The 16,459-nt window shown below is 69.7% G+C and carries 11 protein-coding genes; 7 read left to right on the forward strand and 4 right to left on the reverse strand.

The window, feature by feature from the left end; genetic code table 11:
* Positions 1-42: 42 nt before the first annotated feature.
* From DEJ43_RS17715 to DEJ43_RS17730, 4 genes are read left to right on the forward strand one after another with little or no spacing between them, the layout of a single operon-like run.
* Positions 43-594, forward strand: a complete 552-nt coding sequence (locus DEJ43_RS17715) for a hypothetical protein (RefSeq protein WP_015034758.1) — start codon at positions 43-45, stop codon at positions 592-594.
* Positions 591-1,238 carry a hypothetical protein gene (locus DEJ43_RS17720; protein WP_015034759.1) on the forward strand — a complete coding sequence of 216 codons (648 nt, stop codon included), beginning with the start codon at positions 591-593 and terminating at the stop codon, positions 1,236-1,238. Before DEJ43_RS17715 ends, DEJ43_RS17720 begins: the two co-directional genes overlap by 4 nt.
* Positions 1,238-5,890, forward strand: a complete 4,653-nt coding sequence (locus DEJ43_RS17725; RefSeq protein WP_015034760.1) for a putative T7SS-secreted protein — start codon at positions 1,238-1,240, stop codon at positions 5,888-5,890. The genes DEJ43_RS17720 and DEJ43_RS17725 overlap by 1 nt, the downstream gene beginning before the upstream one ends.
* Entirely contained in the window at positions 5,875-6,369 is a 495-nt protein-coding gene (locus DEJ43_RS17730; protein WP_078508682.1) for a barstar family protein, read from the forward strand. The genes DEJ43_RS17725 and DEJ43_RS17730 overlap by 16 nt, the downstream gene beginning before the upstream one ends.
* A 60-nt stretch (positions 6,370-6,429) precedes the next feature.
* Here the strand turns inward: DEJ43_RS17730 and aspS are convergent, their stop codons facing one another.
* Positions 6,430-8,238 (reverse strand): aspartate--tRNA ligase, encoded by a 1,809-nt coding sequence (aspS, locus tag DEJ43_RS17735; RefSeq protein ID WP_015034762.1) that lies wholly within the window; start codon positions 8,236-8,238, stop codon positions 6,430-6,432.
* 158 nt (positions 8,239-8,396) lie between these two features.
* Between aspS and DEJ43_RS17740 the strand changes: the two genes are divergently transcribed.
* Both DEJ43_RS17740 and DEJ43_RS17745 read left to right on the forward strand, forming a co-directional pair.
* On the forward strand, positions 8,397-10,514 hold the full coding sequence (locus DEJ43_RS17740; protein ID WP_015034764.1) for a SpoIIE family protein phosphatase: 2,118 nt from the start codon (positions 8,397-8,399) through the stop codon (positions 10,512-10,514).
* 84 nt (positions 10,515-10,598) lie between these two features.
* Entirely contained in the window at positions 10,599-11,414 is an 816-nt protein-coding gene (locus DEJ43_RS17745) for an MBL fold metallo-hydrolase (RefSeq protein WP_041662620.1), read from the forward strand.
* A gap of 16 nt (positions 11,415-11,430) precedes the next feature.
* Here the strand turns inward: DEJ43_RS17745 and DEJ43_RS17750 are convergent, their stop codons facing one another.
* From DEJ43_RS17750 to DEJ43_RS17760, 3 genes are all read right to left on the reverse strand, one after another.
* Positions 11,431-12,489, reverse strand: a complete 1,059-nt coding sequence (locus DEJ43_RS17750; protein WP_015034766.1) for an AI-2E family transporter — start codon at positions 12,487-12,489, stop codon at positions 11,431-11,433.
* A gap of 272 nt (positions 12,490-12,761) precedes the next feature.
* Entirely contained in the window at positions 12,762-13,724 is a 963-nt protein-coding gene (locus DEJ43_RS17755) for a pirin family protein (RefSeq protein WP_015034767.1), read from the reverse strand.
* Positions 13,725-13,861: 137 nt separating this feature from the next.
* Positions 13,862-14,374, reverse strand: coding sequence for an SseB family protein (locus DEJ43_RS17760; protein ID WP_015034769.1), 513 nt, complete (start codon positions 14,372-14,374; stop codon positions 13,862-13,864).
* A gap of 142 nt (positions 14,375-14,516) precedes the next feature.
* On the opposite strand from DEJ43_RS17760, the gene DEJ43_RS17765 reads away from it, so the two are divergent.
* On the forward strand, positions 14,517-16,346 hold the full coding sequence (locus DEJ43_RS17765) for an acyl-CoA dehydrogenase (protein ID WP_015034770.1): 1,830 nt from the start codon (positions 14,517-14,519) through the stop codon (positions 16,344-16,346).
* Positions 16,347-16,459 lie beyond the last annotated feature (113 nt).

Here is a 16,459-nt window from a genome sequence, read left to right on the forward strand (position 1 = left end):
CGTTCGTTGCTCGTGCGAAGAACCCCGTGCCAGCATCTCCGGATGACTGACACCGGGGGCGGGGCGAGCGACGACACGCTTGAGCCCCCTCACCTCTCACGGCTCGCACAGCTGACAAGCCCACCGGAGCCGAACCGGGACCTCCCCTCCGCGCCCGGCCCCGCCGACGAGGAGGCGCTGGCGCGCCGGCGGTTCGCACGGTTGCTCGGCGAATTCCGGCGTACGGCCGTGCTGGTGCCGTACGACGACCTCGGAAGCCTCTGGACGGCGGACTTCAACGGCGTCCGCTGGATCTGCGCCTTCTCCGACGAGAAGGCGCTGGCGCGGTTCGCGCGCGCGAGGGGGGACGCGGCGCGGGAGTGGACGTACCAGACGATCCTGGGCGCGCGGCTGCTCGACGTGATGGTGCCGTTGCTGCCGGGCCCGGGCGGGGTCGCGCTGGACGCGGGCAGCGCGGACGGAACGCTCTTCCCGCCGGTGGCGGGGATCGTCCCGGACGAGGTGGCGGTGGATCCAGGGGCCAGAACGGATCTCGGGGGAATAGCGGGGGATCTCGGGGGGACAGTGGATCTCGGGGGGACGGGGACACGATGAGCGGGAACGAGCCCGATCTCGCGGCGCCGGCGGCGGCGCTCGCGGAGATAGCGAAGGGCATCGACCTGGCGCACGCCGAGCTGAAGGAGCTCGGCATGATCGGCGAGGCGTCGGCGGGCCGCGGCTTCTCCGATCTCGTCCTGACCGGACTGGAGTTGGGTCACGACGGCCTGACCTCGCAGTTCGAGACGTTCTGCAGCCGGTGGGAGTGGGGCGTACGCGCGCTCGCCCAGCGAGGAAACGGTTTCGCGCAGGCGGTCGGCCTGTCGGCCGGATCGTTCGCGGAGCAGGAGCGGTACATCAAGGACTCGATCAAGATCGGCGTGAACTCCCTCAACGGCAACCCGCACCTCACCGAGGACGAGGTCAAGCAGCAGCGCTGGGACACCATCCGTGACCAGCAGGCGTGGGACGGCGCGGACTGGAGCGGCGAGTCGTTCAGTACGGCTCATGACGAGGTCGAGCAGACCTGGAAGAACACCGCGTACGACGTCGAGGACTCGATGCTCGACGGCCTGGAGCGCTCGGGCGCGATCGCCCCGGAGACGCGGGACGGAGCCGACCAGCGGCTCAAGGACCTGCTCGACCCCGACCAGGCGACCGTCGAGCAGGCCGAACAGCCGCGCTGGGGGGAGAGCCGCTGATGGTGGACTGGGGAGGCCTGGTCGACAAGGGCATCGACAAGATCGGTGACGGCGTCGACAGGGGCAAGGAGCTGCTCGGCGAGGGCATCGATCACGCCACCGACAAGATCGGCCACGGCCTGGAGAAGGTCGGCGCCCATGAGATCGCGGACAAGGTCGAGGACTGGGGCGACAGGACCGCGTCCTCACTCGGCGCGCAGGTCGGGGAGCAGCAGCTCGGGCAGACCGAGGAAGCGAACGAGCTGATCCACGGAAAGCCGGAGAAGATCGCCGGGACGGTGAAGAACCTCCGGGACTTCCAGAAGGCGTTCGACCTGGTCGGCAGTGGCATGAGGAAACTGGACTCCGGTCACTGGAAGGGCGAGGCGGCCGACGCGTTCCGGGAGAGGTTCCAGACCCTTCCGACCGACTGGCTGCGCGCGGCGGACGCCATGGAGAACGCGGCCAAGGCGCTGGAGACGTACGCCCAGGCGGTCGTGAGCGCGCAGGGGAAGGCGCGGGAGGCGATCGCGCTGTACAAGGAGGGCGACGGGGACTCCAAGGCGGCGGTCGACTCGTACAACAAGAAGGTCGACGCCTACAACGCCGCCCGCACCGGCGACAGTCCGCTGCCGGACCCCGGGCCCTTCTCCGACCCCGGCGAGGCCAAGCGGCAGCGGGCCAAGGAGATCCTCGACGACGCGCGGAAAGCCCGCAACGAAGCCGGGGACACCGCGAAGGCCGCGGTCGGCGCGGCCCTCGCGCACGCGCCGAAGGAGCTGACGGGCCGCGAACGGGCCAAGCTGGAGTTGATGGACCTCGGCCTGAGCCAGGGCATCGAGCTGGCCCACTTCGGCGGCGGAGTCGCCAAGGGCACGGCGGGACTCCTCAACTTCGTCCGCTCGGTGAACCCGGTGGACCCGTACAACCTGACTCACCCGGCCGAGTACTACAAGGGCGTCAACATGACGCTCGCCGGCCTGGTCTCGACGGGGGCCAACCCCGACCGGGCGCTGAAGAACGCCTGGGAGGCGGCGAAGGGCGACCCGACCGAGTTCGTCGGCCGGATGCTGCCGGAGATGCTCGGCACGAAGGGCGCGGGAGCGTTCCGGGGAGCGTTGCGCGCCGGCCTGAAGGACGCGACCAGGCACCGCCCGGACACGAGAAAAGTGATCGGGGACGGGCCGGGGAGCAGCAGGAGGGACCACGAGAAGGACCCGCCGACCACCTGCAAGCAGGGCAAGGAGACGAAGTGCGACCGCGACCCCGTGGACATCGCCTCGGGCCGGGTACTGCTGCCGCAGAACGACATCGCCCTGCCCGGTTCGCTTCCCCTCGTCTTCCGGCGGACCTTCGACTCCTCGCGCCGCTCGGGACGCTGGTTCGGCCCGACGTGGTCGTCGACGGTGGACCAACGTCTGGAGATCGACTCGGAGGGTGTGGTCTTCAGCTGTGACGAAGGCAGCCTGCTGGCGTATCCGCACCCGGCACCCGGGGTCCCGGTCATGCCCACGCACGGCAGGCAGTGGCCGCTGGACCGGGTCGAGGACGGCTACACCGTCACGGACCCGGACAGCGGCACGGTCCGCCACTTCGCCGACCACGGTCACGAACTCGCTCTCCTGGCCCAGATCGACGACCGCAACGATCGCTGGATCGCCATCGAGTACGACGAGACGGGCGCCCCGACGGCGATCGTCCACCACGGCGGCTACCACCTGAAGCTGACTACGAGCGATGGCCGGGTGACGGCGCTCCACCTCGCGGGGGCGGCCCCGGACTGTTCCGACCAGGAGATCCTGCGCTACGGCTACACGAACGGCCACCTGACCGAGGTCACCAACTCCTGTGGTGTACCGGTCCGTTTCGGGTACGACTCCGTGGGCCGCCTCACCTCATGGACCGACACCAACGGAAGCCGCTTCGACTACGTCTACGACGAACAGGACCGCTGCACCTACCAGTCGGGTACGAACGGACACCTCGAAACCAGCTTCACCTGGGACGACGTCGATCCGTCGACGGGTCTCCGCGTCACCACCCTCACCGACGGACTGGGGAACACCAAGCGGCACCTGATCAACGACCTCGCTCAGGTCGTCGCCGAGATCGACCCACTGGGCGCGGTCACCCGCTTCACGTACGACCGCCGCAACCGGCTCCTGTCCCGGACGGACCCCCTGGGCCACGTCAGCTCCTACACCTACGACGAGCAGGGCCGGCTGACCCTCCTGGAGCGCCCGGACGGCCGGCAGGCACGGGCCGAATACGACGCCGCCGGATTCCCGATACGCATCACCGGCACCGACGGCAACGTCACACGGCAGACCTTCGACGAGCGCGGCAACCGCACATCGGTGACGGACCCGTCGGGCGCGACGACGAGGTTCGCGTACGACGACTCGGGCCGACTCACGTCGGTGACGGACCCGCTCGGCGCCACGACCCGGTTGGTCGTGGACCGCAGAGGTCTCCCCGTCGAGACCACCGACCCCCTGGGCGCCACGACCCGCTACGAGTACGACGCCTTCGGCCGCCCTGTCCGCGTCACCGACGCTCTCGGCGGCGAGACCCGGACGGAGTGGACCGTCGAGGGCCGGCCCGCACGCCGGACGGCCCCCGACGGCACGGCGGAGTCCTGGACGTACGACGGCGAGGGCAACTGCCTCAGCCACACCGACGCGATGGGCGCGACGACCCGCTTCACGTACACCGACTTCGACCTGCTGACGTCCCGCACGGGCCCGGACGGGGTCAGGTACGAGTTCTCCCACGACACGAACCTTCGGCTTTCCCGGGTGACCAATCCACAAGGTCTGACGTGGGACTACAGCTACGACCCGGCGGGCAGGCTGCTCGCGGAGACAGACTTCGACGGCCGGATGCTGCGCTACGACCACGACTCGGCGGGCCGTCTCGTCTCCCGGACCAACGGCATGGGCCAGCGCATCCGGTTCGTCCACGACAGCCTCGGTCGGATCGTCGGCAAGGATGCCGAAGGAGCCGTGAGCACATACGAGTTCGACGTCTTCGACCAACTGGCGACGGCGATCGGACCGGACGCGACACTCGAACGGTTCCGGGACCGCTTCGGCCGTCTCGTCTCCGAGACCGTGAACGGCCGCACGCTCTCCTTCACCCACGACGCGGTGGGGCGGCGAACCGGCCGCACGACTCCGGGTGGGTCGACGAGCGCATGGGTCTATGACGCGGCAGGGCGCCGGACGGAACTAGCCACTTCAGGTCACGTTCTGACTTTCACTCATGACCCTCTAGGCCGCGAAACCGCTCGCGGAATCGGAGACTTCGCCGCCCTGGCCTCGTCGTTCGACATCCTGGGCCGCCTCATCGGGCAGGAGGTCACCGGCAGTTCGGGGCACCGTCTCCAGCATCGCGCATACACCTATCGCGCGGACGGGGGCCTCATCGGCATCTCGGACGAGCTCCGAGGTGCTGTCCGCTTCGAGCTGGACGCAGCAGGCCGTGTCACGTCGGTGCAGGCGAACGGCTGGACGGAACGCTACGCCTACGATGACGCCGGCAACCAGACGGAAGCCTCCTGGCCGGACACTCACCCGTCCCACTCCGCAACGGGCACACGCGCCTACCAGGGCACCAGCATCACCCGCGCGGGGCGCGTCCGCTACGTACACGATGCCCAGGGTCGGGTCGTCCTGAGACAAAAAACCCGTCTCTCTCGTAAAGCGGACACGTGGCGCTTCGAGTGGGACGCGGAGGACCGCCTCACCGCGGTGACCACTCCCGACGGCACGACATGGCAGTACGCGTACGACCCGCTTGGCCGCCGTATATCCAAGCAGTCCCCTTTCGAGTCGGTCCACTTCACGTGGGACGGCACGGCACTCTGCGAGCAGACGACCGCGAACGTCGTCCTGACCTGGGACTACGCGGGCCCGCGCCCGTTGTCCCAGACGGAACGCCGCACGGACACAGACGACGAACGCTTCTTCGCCATCGTCACCGATCTCATCGGCACGCCCACGGAACTCGTCGACGAATCAGGTGACCTGGCTTGGCGTATTCGGACGTCCCTCTGGGGCACGACCACGTGGAACCGCGACGCCACGGCCTACACCCCGCTCCGCTTCCCGGGCCAGTACTTCGACCCCGAGTCGGGTCTCCACTACAACCACTTCCGCTACTACGACCCAGAATCCGCCCGTTACCTCAGCCGTGACCCCTTGGGCCTGGGCCCGGACCCGAATCCGGCGTCGTATGTTCACAATCCGCATACGTGGGGCGATCCGCTGGGGCTCACGCCCTGCGATGACTTTACTCCGGGGGCCGTTCTGGGAGACGTCAGCAAGATTCACGGATGGGTTCCCGACTCCATCCCTAAAGAGGCGATGGAAGTCCTCCAAGATGTGCGCAAGTACAATATCGGCTGGTGGGGTGGGCCAGGTTTTTATGGCCCGAAATGGTGGTCAGAGCCATTTGGTAATGACGGAAGGAATAACGCATACCAACTCCCCACACATGAGCCGTCAGGGAAACCGATCAGTTATCAGGAATACGGCACCTACCCGTCACCCGACAACCCCGAACCAGGTGGCGAACGCTGGGTGTTCGGGAGTGATGGATCTTCGTACTACACTCCGACCCACTATCAGACATACATCGTCGGAGATGCTCCCAGATGGGCGGAACAATGAAGGAAGATTCGCGTTCGATTCACATCGCCCCCTGGCTGCACATCGTCACGCCGAGCGGGGGCGTACCCCTCGGTGAGCTGTTGCCCGCGTCGGGCAGGGTGTACGTGGCCCGCCTGGACGGCCGAGAAATGTCAGATGAGGTGACGACATTCCAACAGTTCGAGGAGGCGCTGAAGTTCCCTGCTTATTTCGGCTGGAACTGGGACGCCTTCCACGACTGTCTTCGCGACCTCCAGTGGCTGGCGTCCGATCATCACGTACTGATCATCGAGTCCGCCGAGCAGGCGCTGTCCGAGGACCACGCGGCTCACCGGCAGCTTCTCGCGTCCCTATGGAATTCCGGCCGGGGGTGGTCCTATGTGAAACGCCCCGAGGGTGTGACGCTCAGCAGACTTTCCATCGTTCTTTCGTGCGACGAGGATTCCGTGGACGATCTTGCGGGAGCATTCCAGGAATTTCAGGGCCCGCCCGCCTTCTAAGGGAAATCGAAGGGCCCGGAACCGGTGTGCGGTTTCGGGCCCTTCGGGTGCTGCTGGGTTTTATCGGGACGCGTCCGGGTGGACCGCGTCCGTGATGTCGACGGTCTTCTTTTCGACCGGCTTGCGGAGCTGGATGTTCAGTTCGCGGAGGCGGGCCTCGTCGAGTTCCGTGGGGGCGCCCATCATGAGGTCCTGCGCGTTGCCGTTGAGGGGGAACGCGATGGTCTCGCGGATGTTCGGCTCGTCCGCGAGGAGCATGACGATGCGGTCGACGCCCGGGGCGATGCCGCCGTGCGGCGGGGCGCCGAACTGGAAGGCGCGGAGCATGCCGGCGAACTCGGTCTCGACGGTCTCGCGGCTGTAGCCGGCGATCTCGAAGGCCTTGAACATGATGGCGGGCTCGTGGTTCCGGATGGCGCCGGAGGAGAGCTCGATGCCGTTGCAGACGATGTCGTACTGCCAGCCGAGGATGTCCAGCGGGTCCTGGGTCTCCAGGGCCTCGAGGCCGCCCTGCGGCATCGAGAAGGGGTTGTGCGAGAAGTCGATCTTGCCGGTCTCCTCGTCCTTCTCGTACATCGGGAAGTCCACGATCCACGCGAAGCGGAAGACGTTCTCCTCGAACTGGCCGGCGCGCTTCGCGGCCTCGACCCGGACCGGGCCCATGATCTTGGAGACCTCGTCGAAGTCGCCCGCGCCGAAGAACACCGCGTGGCCGGGCTCCAGGCCGAGGCGCTCGGTGAGGACCTTGACGTTCTCCTCGGTGAGGAACTTGGCGATGGGGCCGGTGAGGGCGTTGCCCTCGCCGACGCGGACCCAGGCCAGGCCCTTCGCGCCGAGGGAGACGGCGAAGTCGCCGAGGCCGTCGAAGAACTTGCGCGGCTGGTCGCCGGTGTTCGGGACGGCGAGCGCGCGGACGTGCTTGCCGGCGAAGGCCTTGAACTCCGAGGCCTCGAAGACGTCGGTGATGTCGACGAGTTCGAGGGAGGTGCGCAGGTCGGGCTTGTCGTTGCCGTACTTGAGCATCGACTCGCGGAACGGGATGCGCGGGAACGGCGAGGTGACGTGGCGGCCGCCGCCGAACTCCTCGAAGAGCTCCGTCATGAGCTTCTCGATCGGCTGGAAGACGTCCTCCTGCTCGACGAAGCTCATCTCGACGTCGAGCTGGTAGAACTCGCCCGGCGAGCGGTCCGCGCGGGCGTCCTCGTCGCGGAAGCAGGGCGCGATCTGGAAGTACCGGTCGAAGCCGGAGATCATCAGCAGCTGCTTGAACTGCTGGGGCGCCTGCGGCAGCGCGTAGAACTTGCCCGGGTTGAGGCGGGACGGGACGACGAAGTCACGGGCGCCCTCGGGGGAGGTCGCGGTGAGGATCGGGGTCGCCATCTCGTTGAAGCCGAGGGCCACCATCTTGGAGCGGATCGACGCGATGACGGCCGAGCGCAGCATGATGTTGCGGTGCATGCGCTCGCGGCGCAGGTCGAGGAAGCGGTACTCCAGGCGCCGCTCCTCGTTGACGCCGTCGTCGGCGTTGATGGTGAAGGGGATCTGCTGGGCGGCGCCGAGGACCTCGACCGCGCCGACCTCGACCTCGATCTCGCCGGTGGGCAGGTCGGCGTTCACGTTCTCCGCGCCGCGGGAGACGACGGTGCCGTCGATGCGGACGACGGACTCCTTCGTCTGCTTGTCGAGGGCCTCGTACGCGGGCGTGCCGGGGCGGGCGACGAGCTGCGTGATGCCGTAGTGGTCGCGCAGATCGATGAAGAGGATGCCGCCCAGGTCGCGCCGATTGTGCAGCCAGCCGCTCAGCCGGACGTCGGTGCCGACGTCAGAGGCGCGGAGCTCGCCGCAGGTGTGGGACCTGTACCGATGCATCGTCGTTCATCCAGTCTTCGGGATCTTGGGGTGGGTCGCCGCAGGGAGATCGCGGGGGACTCCTGCGGACAGACCCACCCAGGGTACCGGGCTACCCATGATCGCTTTTCGAATACTCTCGGTGGCGACCTGCTGTCCGATATTCATAAAGTGGGGCAATGCGCACCGAGGACGTCCTGGCCGCGATCGCGACCGGCCTGTGGCGCTGGGACAACGCGTCCGGGATCGTCTCGCTCGACGCCGAGGCCGCCCGGCTGCTCGGGCTGCCCGCGGAACCCGTTCGGCTCACCGAGGCGGCCGTCCGGTCCCGGTTTCATCCGGTCGACTGGAACGAGATCGACGGGGTCGTCAACCTCGCCGTCGCCGAGGGCACCCTCGCCGAGGCCAGGCTGCGGATCATGGACGAGTACGGCCGGGTGATCCGTACCGTACGGAGCAGGTCGAAGCCGCTCATCGAGGGGAACGACTACCAGCTGGTCGGCACCCTCCAGGAGGTCGCCGAGCAGCCCGCGGGCACCGCCGCGCACACCCCCATCACGGGCGACTGGCGGCGCTCCCGCGAGGCGTTCCTGCTCGACGCCGGCCGGGCGCTCGCGGAGGCGCGGTCCACGGCCGAGGTGCTGCGGGTGGCGGCCTCGCTGTCCATGCCCGGCTTCTCGCCGGACGGGCTCGCGGTCTTCGGCGTGGCGGGCGACCGGCTGACGGTCATCGGCCACCACGGGCACAGCGAGGGCGACGAGGGGCCGTTCTCGTCGATGTCCCTGGACACGGACTACCCGGCGGCGGAGGTCGTACGGACGGGCCGGGCGATCTATCTGCCGACCCCCGACGAGTACCTGCGCCGTTTCCCGATGACCTGGCCGCTCGCCCAGCGGTTCGGCCGCCGGTCCTGGGCGTTCGTGCCGCTGGTCGTCGCCGGCCGCACGATGGGGGCCTGGATGGCGGCCTTCAAGCACCCGGTGGCGTTCACGCCGGACGAGCGGTCGGTGCTCACCACGGTGGCCCGGATGCTCGCGCAGGCCCTCGCCCGGGCGGGGGTGGCCGAGTCCGAGCGCGAGCTGTCCCTCGGTCTGCAGCGGACGATGATGCCGGTCCTGGGGCCGGGCATCCCGGGCATCCAGGTCGCCGCGCGGTACGTGCCGACCGGCGGCGGGCTCCAGGTCGGCGGCGACTGGTACGACATGATCCGGCTGCCCGGCGGCACCCCCCGCACCGGCGGGCGCGGCGCCGGGCGGATCGCCCTCGTCATCGGTGACGTCCAGGGCCACGACGTGCGGGCGGCCGGCCTGATGGGGCAGCTGCGGATCGCCCTGCGCGCGTACGCCTCCGAGGGCCACCGGCCGGACGCCGTCCTCTCCCGCGCCTCGCGTTTCCTGTACGGGATCACCGACGGGGACGACGGGGAGGGCGAGGCCGGTCCGCGCTTCGCCACCTGCCTCTATCTGGAGGTCGATCTGGAGTCCGGGGCGGTCGACATCGCGCGGGCGGGGCATCCGGACCCGGCGGTGCGGATGAACGACGGAACGGTTCTCCTCAGGCCCACCGCCGGTGGTCTGCCGCTCGGCATCGACCCCGACACCGACTACCCCACCACCCGGCTCACCCTCGAACCCGGCGAGACCCTGATGATCTGCACCGACGGCCTCCTGGAGACCGGCGGGCACGACCTGGACACCGGCTGGGAGCGGGTACGGACGCTCCTGGAGTCCCACGACGGCGAGGACCTCGAAGTGCTCGCCGACGCGCTCGTGGAGGCCGTCCACGGGCCCGGCTCGCACCACACCACCGGGCCGCTCGCCGACCGCAGGGAGGACGACATCGCCGTCCTGCTGCTCTCCCGGCGGCCCGCCGGGGCGCTGCCGGAGGCCCCGCGCCGCACCCTGATGTCCATCGCCCAGGCCGAGCCGGAGCGGATCGCCCAGGCGCGTGAGCAGGTGCGGCAGCTGCTGCACGACTGGGCGGACGAGGAGCAGCTGGACGCGGCGGTCCTGATGGTCTCGGAGATGGTCACCAACGTCCTCGTCCACACGGACGGCGACGCGCTGCTGGTCGCCGAGGTCGCGTGCGGCGAGAAGTCCCGGCGGCTGCGGGTCGAGGTCTCCGACACGAGCGACGAACTGCCGCACCGGCGCCAGCCGGGCGAGATGGCGTCGAGCGGGCGCGGCCTGGTCCTGATGGAGGTCCTGGCGGACGCGTGGGGCGTCGACCCGCGCGGCGAGGGCAAGGCGATCTGGTTCGAACTGAACGAACCGGACCCGGGGGACGACAGGCCGTAGCGGGGCCGGGGTCATCGCGCGCGTCCCTCCCCCGGGCGGCGCAGACTGGTGTCGTACGGCCGCAGGGGGACCACGGAGCTCGCCATGGACACCCACAAGGTCGGCAGTGACACCACCGTGCTGGCCGACAGCCTCGAAGTGCCCGGCATCGGGCACCTGCCCGTCAACGCCTATGTCGTCACCGCCGCCGAACCCGTCGTCGTCGACACCGGCGTCGGCCTCCCCGACCGCGACTTCGTCGCCGCGCTCGGCGAGGTGGTGGACCCGGCCGACGTGCGCTGGATCTGGCTCACGCATCCCGACCGGGACCACACGGGCGGGATCTTCGACCTGCTGGACGCCGCGCCGCACGCGCGCGTGGTCACGACGTTCCTGGGGGCCGGTGAGATGACCACCGAACGGCCCCTGCCCATGGACCGGGTGTACTTCCTCAACCCCGGGCAGTCCCTGGACGTCGGCGACCGCGAGCTGCACGCCTTCCGGCCGCCGCTGTTCGACAACCCGGCCACCGTCGGCTGCTACGACGACCGCACCCGGATGTGCTTCAGCTCCGACTGCTTCGGCGGGCCGATGCCGAGCGCGGAGGTCGCGGAGAGCGGGCACGCCAACGATCTCAAGCCGGAGGAGCTGCGCGGGGCGCAGCTGCTGTGGGCGACGATCGACAGCCCCTGGGTGCACCTGGTGGACCCGGAGAAGTACCGGGCGACGATGGAGCCGCTGCGGCAGATGGGACCCGAGGTCGTGCTGGGCACGCATCTGCCGCCGGCCGTGCGGATGCTGGACCGGATGATCGAGACGATCGCGATGGTGCCGGACTCCGATCCGTTCGTGGGCCCGGACCAGGCGGCCCTCGAACAGCTCCTGGCCTCGTTCCAGCCGGGCGGCCCGGTGCCGGCCTGACGGGACCGGGCGTCCGCTAGGGCCCGTCCTCGGGCCGTGCCCCGTACCGCGTGCGGAGTTCGCCGAGGACGCCCGTCGCCGCGGCCGTCAGCGGTACGGCGAGCAGCATGCCCAGGACGCCCGCGACGGACGCCCCGGCCGTGATCGCCAGCATCACCGCGGCCGGGTGCATCTGCACGGTCCGGCTCTGGACCATGGGCTGGAGGACGTTCCCCTCGATGACCTGGACGGCGAGGACGATCCCGAGCACCCAGAGCGCGATGACGAAGCCGCGGTCGGCGAGGGCGACGAGGACGGCGATCGCCCCGGAGAGGAAGGCGCCGAGGTACGGGATGTAGGCCGTCACGAACACCAGGGCCGCGAGCCCGACCGCCCCCGGTACGTCCAGGACGACGAGTCCGACGCCGATGAGGACGGCGTCGACGAGGGCGACGAGGGTCGTCCCGCGCATGAAGCCCTCGACGGCCTCGAAGGCGCGGCGGGCCATGGCCTCGACGAGGTCTCCGGTGGTGCGGGGGACGAGGGAGCGCAGGGCGCCGGCGGCCCGGTCGGAGTCGCGGAGGAAGAAGAACATGAGCAGCAGGGCGAGGACGGCGGTGGCGAGCATCTCGCCGACGACGCTGATGCCGCTGATGACCCCGGAGGCGGCGGTGCCGCCGAACTTCTCCAGGAGGCTCTTGGCGTTCTTGGCGAGGTCGTCGAGGGAGGTCCCGGCCGCGCCGAGGTGTTCGGCGATGTCGGTGGCGGCCTGCCGCAGCGAGGCGACGATCTGGTCGCCGGTCTCGATGAGCGCGGCGACGACGATGTAGGTGGCGCCGCCGACGACGGCGAGGACGGCGACGACGGTGAGCGCGGCGGCGAGCGACGTGCGGACCCCCAGCCGGACCAGGCGGCGGTGGAGGGGGCCGAGGAGGGCGGTGCCGAGGATCGCGAGGAGTACGGGGGTGACGGCGGTCCTGAAGACGGCGCACAGCCAGATCCCGACGGCGGCGACGCCGGCGGCGAGGAGCAGGACGACGCACCAGGCGGCGATCCTGCGGGCGGGTTCGGGGAGGAGCGCGGGCGACGTCTGCACCCGACCACCGGACCACGCGCCCCGGCGCGTCGTCGCGCGCGAACGGACCGTACGGGTGACGGGTCGTCAGCCGTACGGCCCTGGACCGCCACGCGAGCCGGGGCCCGCGAAGCCCGCCCCGAGCCGCTGCTCCCGCCGGGGCCGCGAAGCCCGCGCCGGGCCCGCGAAGCCCCCGCCGGGGCCCGCGAAGCCCGCGCCGGCCCGCTGCTCCCCGCTGGGCCCGCGAAGCCCGCCCCGAGCCGCTGCTCCCGGCCGGGGCCCGCCCCGCGTTCCTACTCGCCCATTCCGTGGACCGCCGGGATCGTTCCGAGGCGGCCCGCCTGGAAGTCCTCGAAGGCCTGGCGGAGTTCGGCCTGGGTGTTCATGACGAACGGGCCGTAGTGGGCCATCGGCTCGCGGATCGGCTGTCCGCCGAGGAGTACGACCTCCAGGTCGGGGGTGTTGCCGTCCTGCTTCTCGTCGGCGCGGACGGTCAGCGAGCCGCCCTTGCCGAAGACGGCCGTCTGCCCCATGTGGACGGGACGGCGCTCCGCGCCGACGGTGCCGCGGCCGGCCATGACGTACGCGAGGCCGTTGAAGTCCTCGCGCCACGGCAGGGTGATCTCGGCGCCGGGTCGCAGGGTCGCGTGGATCATCGTGATCGGGGTGTGGGTGATGCCCGGCCCGTCGTGGCCGTCGAGCTCGCCCGCGATGACGCGGAGCAGCGCGCCGCCGTCGGGGGAGGTGAGCAGCTGGACCTGGCCGCCGCGGATGTCCTGGTAGCGGGGGGCCATCATCTTGTCGGCGGCGGGGAGGTTCACCCAGAGCTGGAGGCCGTGGAAGAGGCCGCCGCTGACGACGAGGGACTCCGGCGGCGCCTCGATGTGGAGGAGGCCGGAGCCGGCCGTCATCCACTGGGTGTCGCCGTTGGTGATGGTGCCGCCGCCGCCCTGGGAGTCCTGGTGGTCGAAGATCCCGTCGATGATGTAGGTGACGGTCTCGAAGCCGCGGTGGGGGTGCCAGGGCGTGCCCTTGGGCTCTCCGGGCGCGTACTCCACCTCACCCATCTGGTCCATCATGATGAACGGGTCGAGGTACTGGTAGTTGATGCCGGCGAACGCGCGGCGGACCGGGAAGCCCTCGCCCTCGAAGCCGGTGGGGGCCGTGGTCACGGCGAGCACCGGGCGGGGGGTGGCGTCGGCCTGGGCCGCCACGCGCGGCAGGGTGAGCGGGTTCTCGACAGTCACTGCGGGCATGACGGACCTCCTTGTGCGGCCTTCTCCGACCTTGTGCTTCCACTTTAGTTGAACAGTGAACTTTCTGCCACCCACAACACGGAGCGCCCGGGAGGAATTCCTCCCGGGCGCTCTCCCTGTACGGGGTCCAGCCTGCGTCAGCCGTACATCCGCCGCATCGCGAAGTCGACCATCTGCTCGACCGCCTTCGCGTCGAAGACCATCCGGTGGTCGCCCTCCATGTCGAGGACGAAGCCGTAGCCGGTCGGCAGCAGGTCGATCACCTCGGCGCCGGTGATCACGAAGTACTTCGACTCCTTGCCCGCGTACCGCCGCAGCTCCTTGAGCGAGGTGAACATCGGGATGACCGGCTGCTGGGTGTTGTGCAGGGCGAGGAAGCCGGGGTTGTCGCCGCGCGGGCAGTAGACCTTCGAGGTCGCGAAGATCTGCTGGAAGTCCTCGGGCGCGAGCGTGCCGGTCGTGAAGGCGCGGACGGCGTCGGCGAGGGAGGGCGGCGAGGGCTCCGGGTAGAGCGGCGGCGCCTGCTGCCCGTACCCCCCGGGCACACCCCCCTGCATCCCGCCCTGCATGTCGGCCGGCGGGGCGTACTGCTGCTGCGGAGGCGGCGCGTACTGCTGCTGGGCACCCGGATTCTGCTCGTAGCCGTACATGGGCCCTGAGCCTACTGCGTCACAGATGACCCGAGAGGGGTTGCTCTTATTACCGGTGGGTAGCATCATCGGAGAGAGCGTTTTGCTACTTGCTGGTACGTGTACGAGGAACCTCCTCCCCGAGCCTTACGGAGCCGTCGCCATGGGGCACTACAAGTCGAATCTCCGCGACATCGAGTTCAACCTCTTCGAGGTCCTCGGCCGCGACAAGGTGTACGGCACCGGGCCGTTCGAGGAGATGGACGTCGAGACCGCCAAGAGCATCCTCGACGAGATCCGCCGTCTCGCCGAGAACGAGCTCGCGGAGTCCTTCGCCGACGCCGACCGCAACCCGCCGGTCTTCGACCCCGAGACCAACACCGCCCCCGTGCCCGCCACCTTCAAGAAGTCGTACAACGCCTTCATGGAGTCCGAGTACTGGCGCCTCGGCATCCCCGAGGAGATCGGCGGCACCGTCTCCCCCCGCTCCCTGATCTGGGCGTACGCGGAGCTGCTGCTCGGCTCGAACCCGGCCATCTGGATGTACTCCTCCGGCCCGGCCTTCGCCGGCATCCTCTACAACGAGGGCAACGAGGCGCAGAAGAAGGTCGCGCAGATCGCCGTCGAGAAGCGCTGGGGCTCCACCATGGTCCTCACCGAGCCCGACGCGGGCTCGGACGTCGGCGCCGGCCGCACCAAGGCCACCCAGCAGGAGGACGGCTCCTGGCACATCGAGGGCGTGAAGCGCTTCATCACCTCCGGTGAGCACGACATGGAGGAGAACATCCTCCACTACGTCCTCGCCCGCCCCGAGGGCGCCGGCCCCGGCACCAAGGGCCTCTCCCTCTTCCTCGTCCCCAAGTACGAGTTCGACTGGGAGACCGGCGAGCTGGGCGCGCGCAACGGCGTCTACGCCACCAACGTCGAGCACAAGATGGGCCTCAAGGCCTCCAACACGTGCGAGATGACCTTCGGCGACAAGCACCCCGCCAAGGGCTGGCTGATCGGCGACAAGCACGACGGCATCCGCCAGATGTTCCTCATCATCGAGTTCGCCCGCATGATGGTCGGCACGAAGGCGATCTCCACCCTCTCCACGGGCTACCTCAACGCCCTGGAGTACGCCAAGGAGCGCGTCCAGGGCACCGACCTGGCCAACTTCATGGACAAGGCCGCGCCCAAGGTCACCATCACGCACCACCCCGACGTCCGCCGCTCGCTGATGACGCAGAAGGCGTACGCCGAGGGCATGCGCTCCCTCGTCCTCTACACCGCCTCCGTGCAGGACGAGATCGCGATCAAGGAAGCGGCCGGCGAGGACGCGAAGGCCCTGCACGGCCTGAACGACCTGCTGCTCCCGATCGTCAAGGGATACGGCTCCGAGAAGGGCTACGAGCAGCTCGCCCAGTCGCTCCAGACCTTCGGCGGCTCCGGCTTCCTCCAGGAGTACCCGATCGAGCAGTACATCCGGGACGCCAAGATCGACACCCTCTACGAGGGCACCACGGCCATCCAGGGCCAGGACTTCTTCTTCCGCAAGATCGTCCGCGACCAGGGCGCCTCCCTGAACGCGCTGTCCGAGGAGATCAAGAAGTTCCTCGCGGTCGGCACCGGCGGCGAGGAGCTGGCCGGCGCCCGCGACGCGCTCGCCAAGGCCGCCGTGGACCTGGAGAGCATCGTCGGCACGATGATCACCGACCTCACCGCCACCGGCGAGGACGTCAAGAACATCTACAAGGTCGGCCTCAACACCACCCGCCTGCTGCTGGCCTCCGGCGACGTCGTCGTCGGCTACCTGCTGCTGAAGGGCGCGGCCGTCGCCGCGGAGAAGCTGGCCGCGGGCGCCTCCGGCAAGGACGTCGCCTTCTACCAGGGCAAGATCGCGGCCGCGAAGTTCTTCGCCGCCAACGTCCTGCCGGGCGTCAGCGCCGAGCGCGCCCTCGCCGAGGCCGTCGACGGCTCGCTCATGGACCTGGACGAGGCCGCGTTCTAGGACGCGCCCCCGTTCACCCAGACACGGCCCGTCCCCGGGGAGGGGGGCGGGCCGTTTCCCTTGACCGCTACGCGCGGCGGCCGCCGCGCCGCTCGCCCCCCCAGACGCCGGGC

Origin of the sequence: Streptomyces venezuelae ATCC 10712, assembly GCF_008639165.1 — a bacterium.
Taxonomy (GTDB): Bacteria; Actinomycetota; Actinomycetes; order Streptomycetales; family Streptomycetaceae; genus Streptomyces; species Streptomyces venezuelae.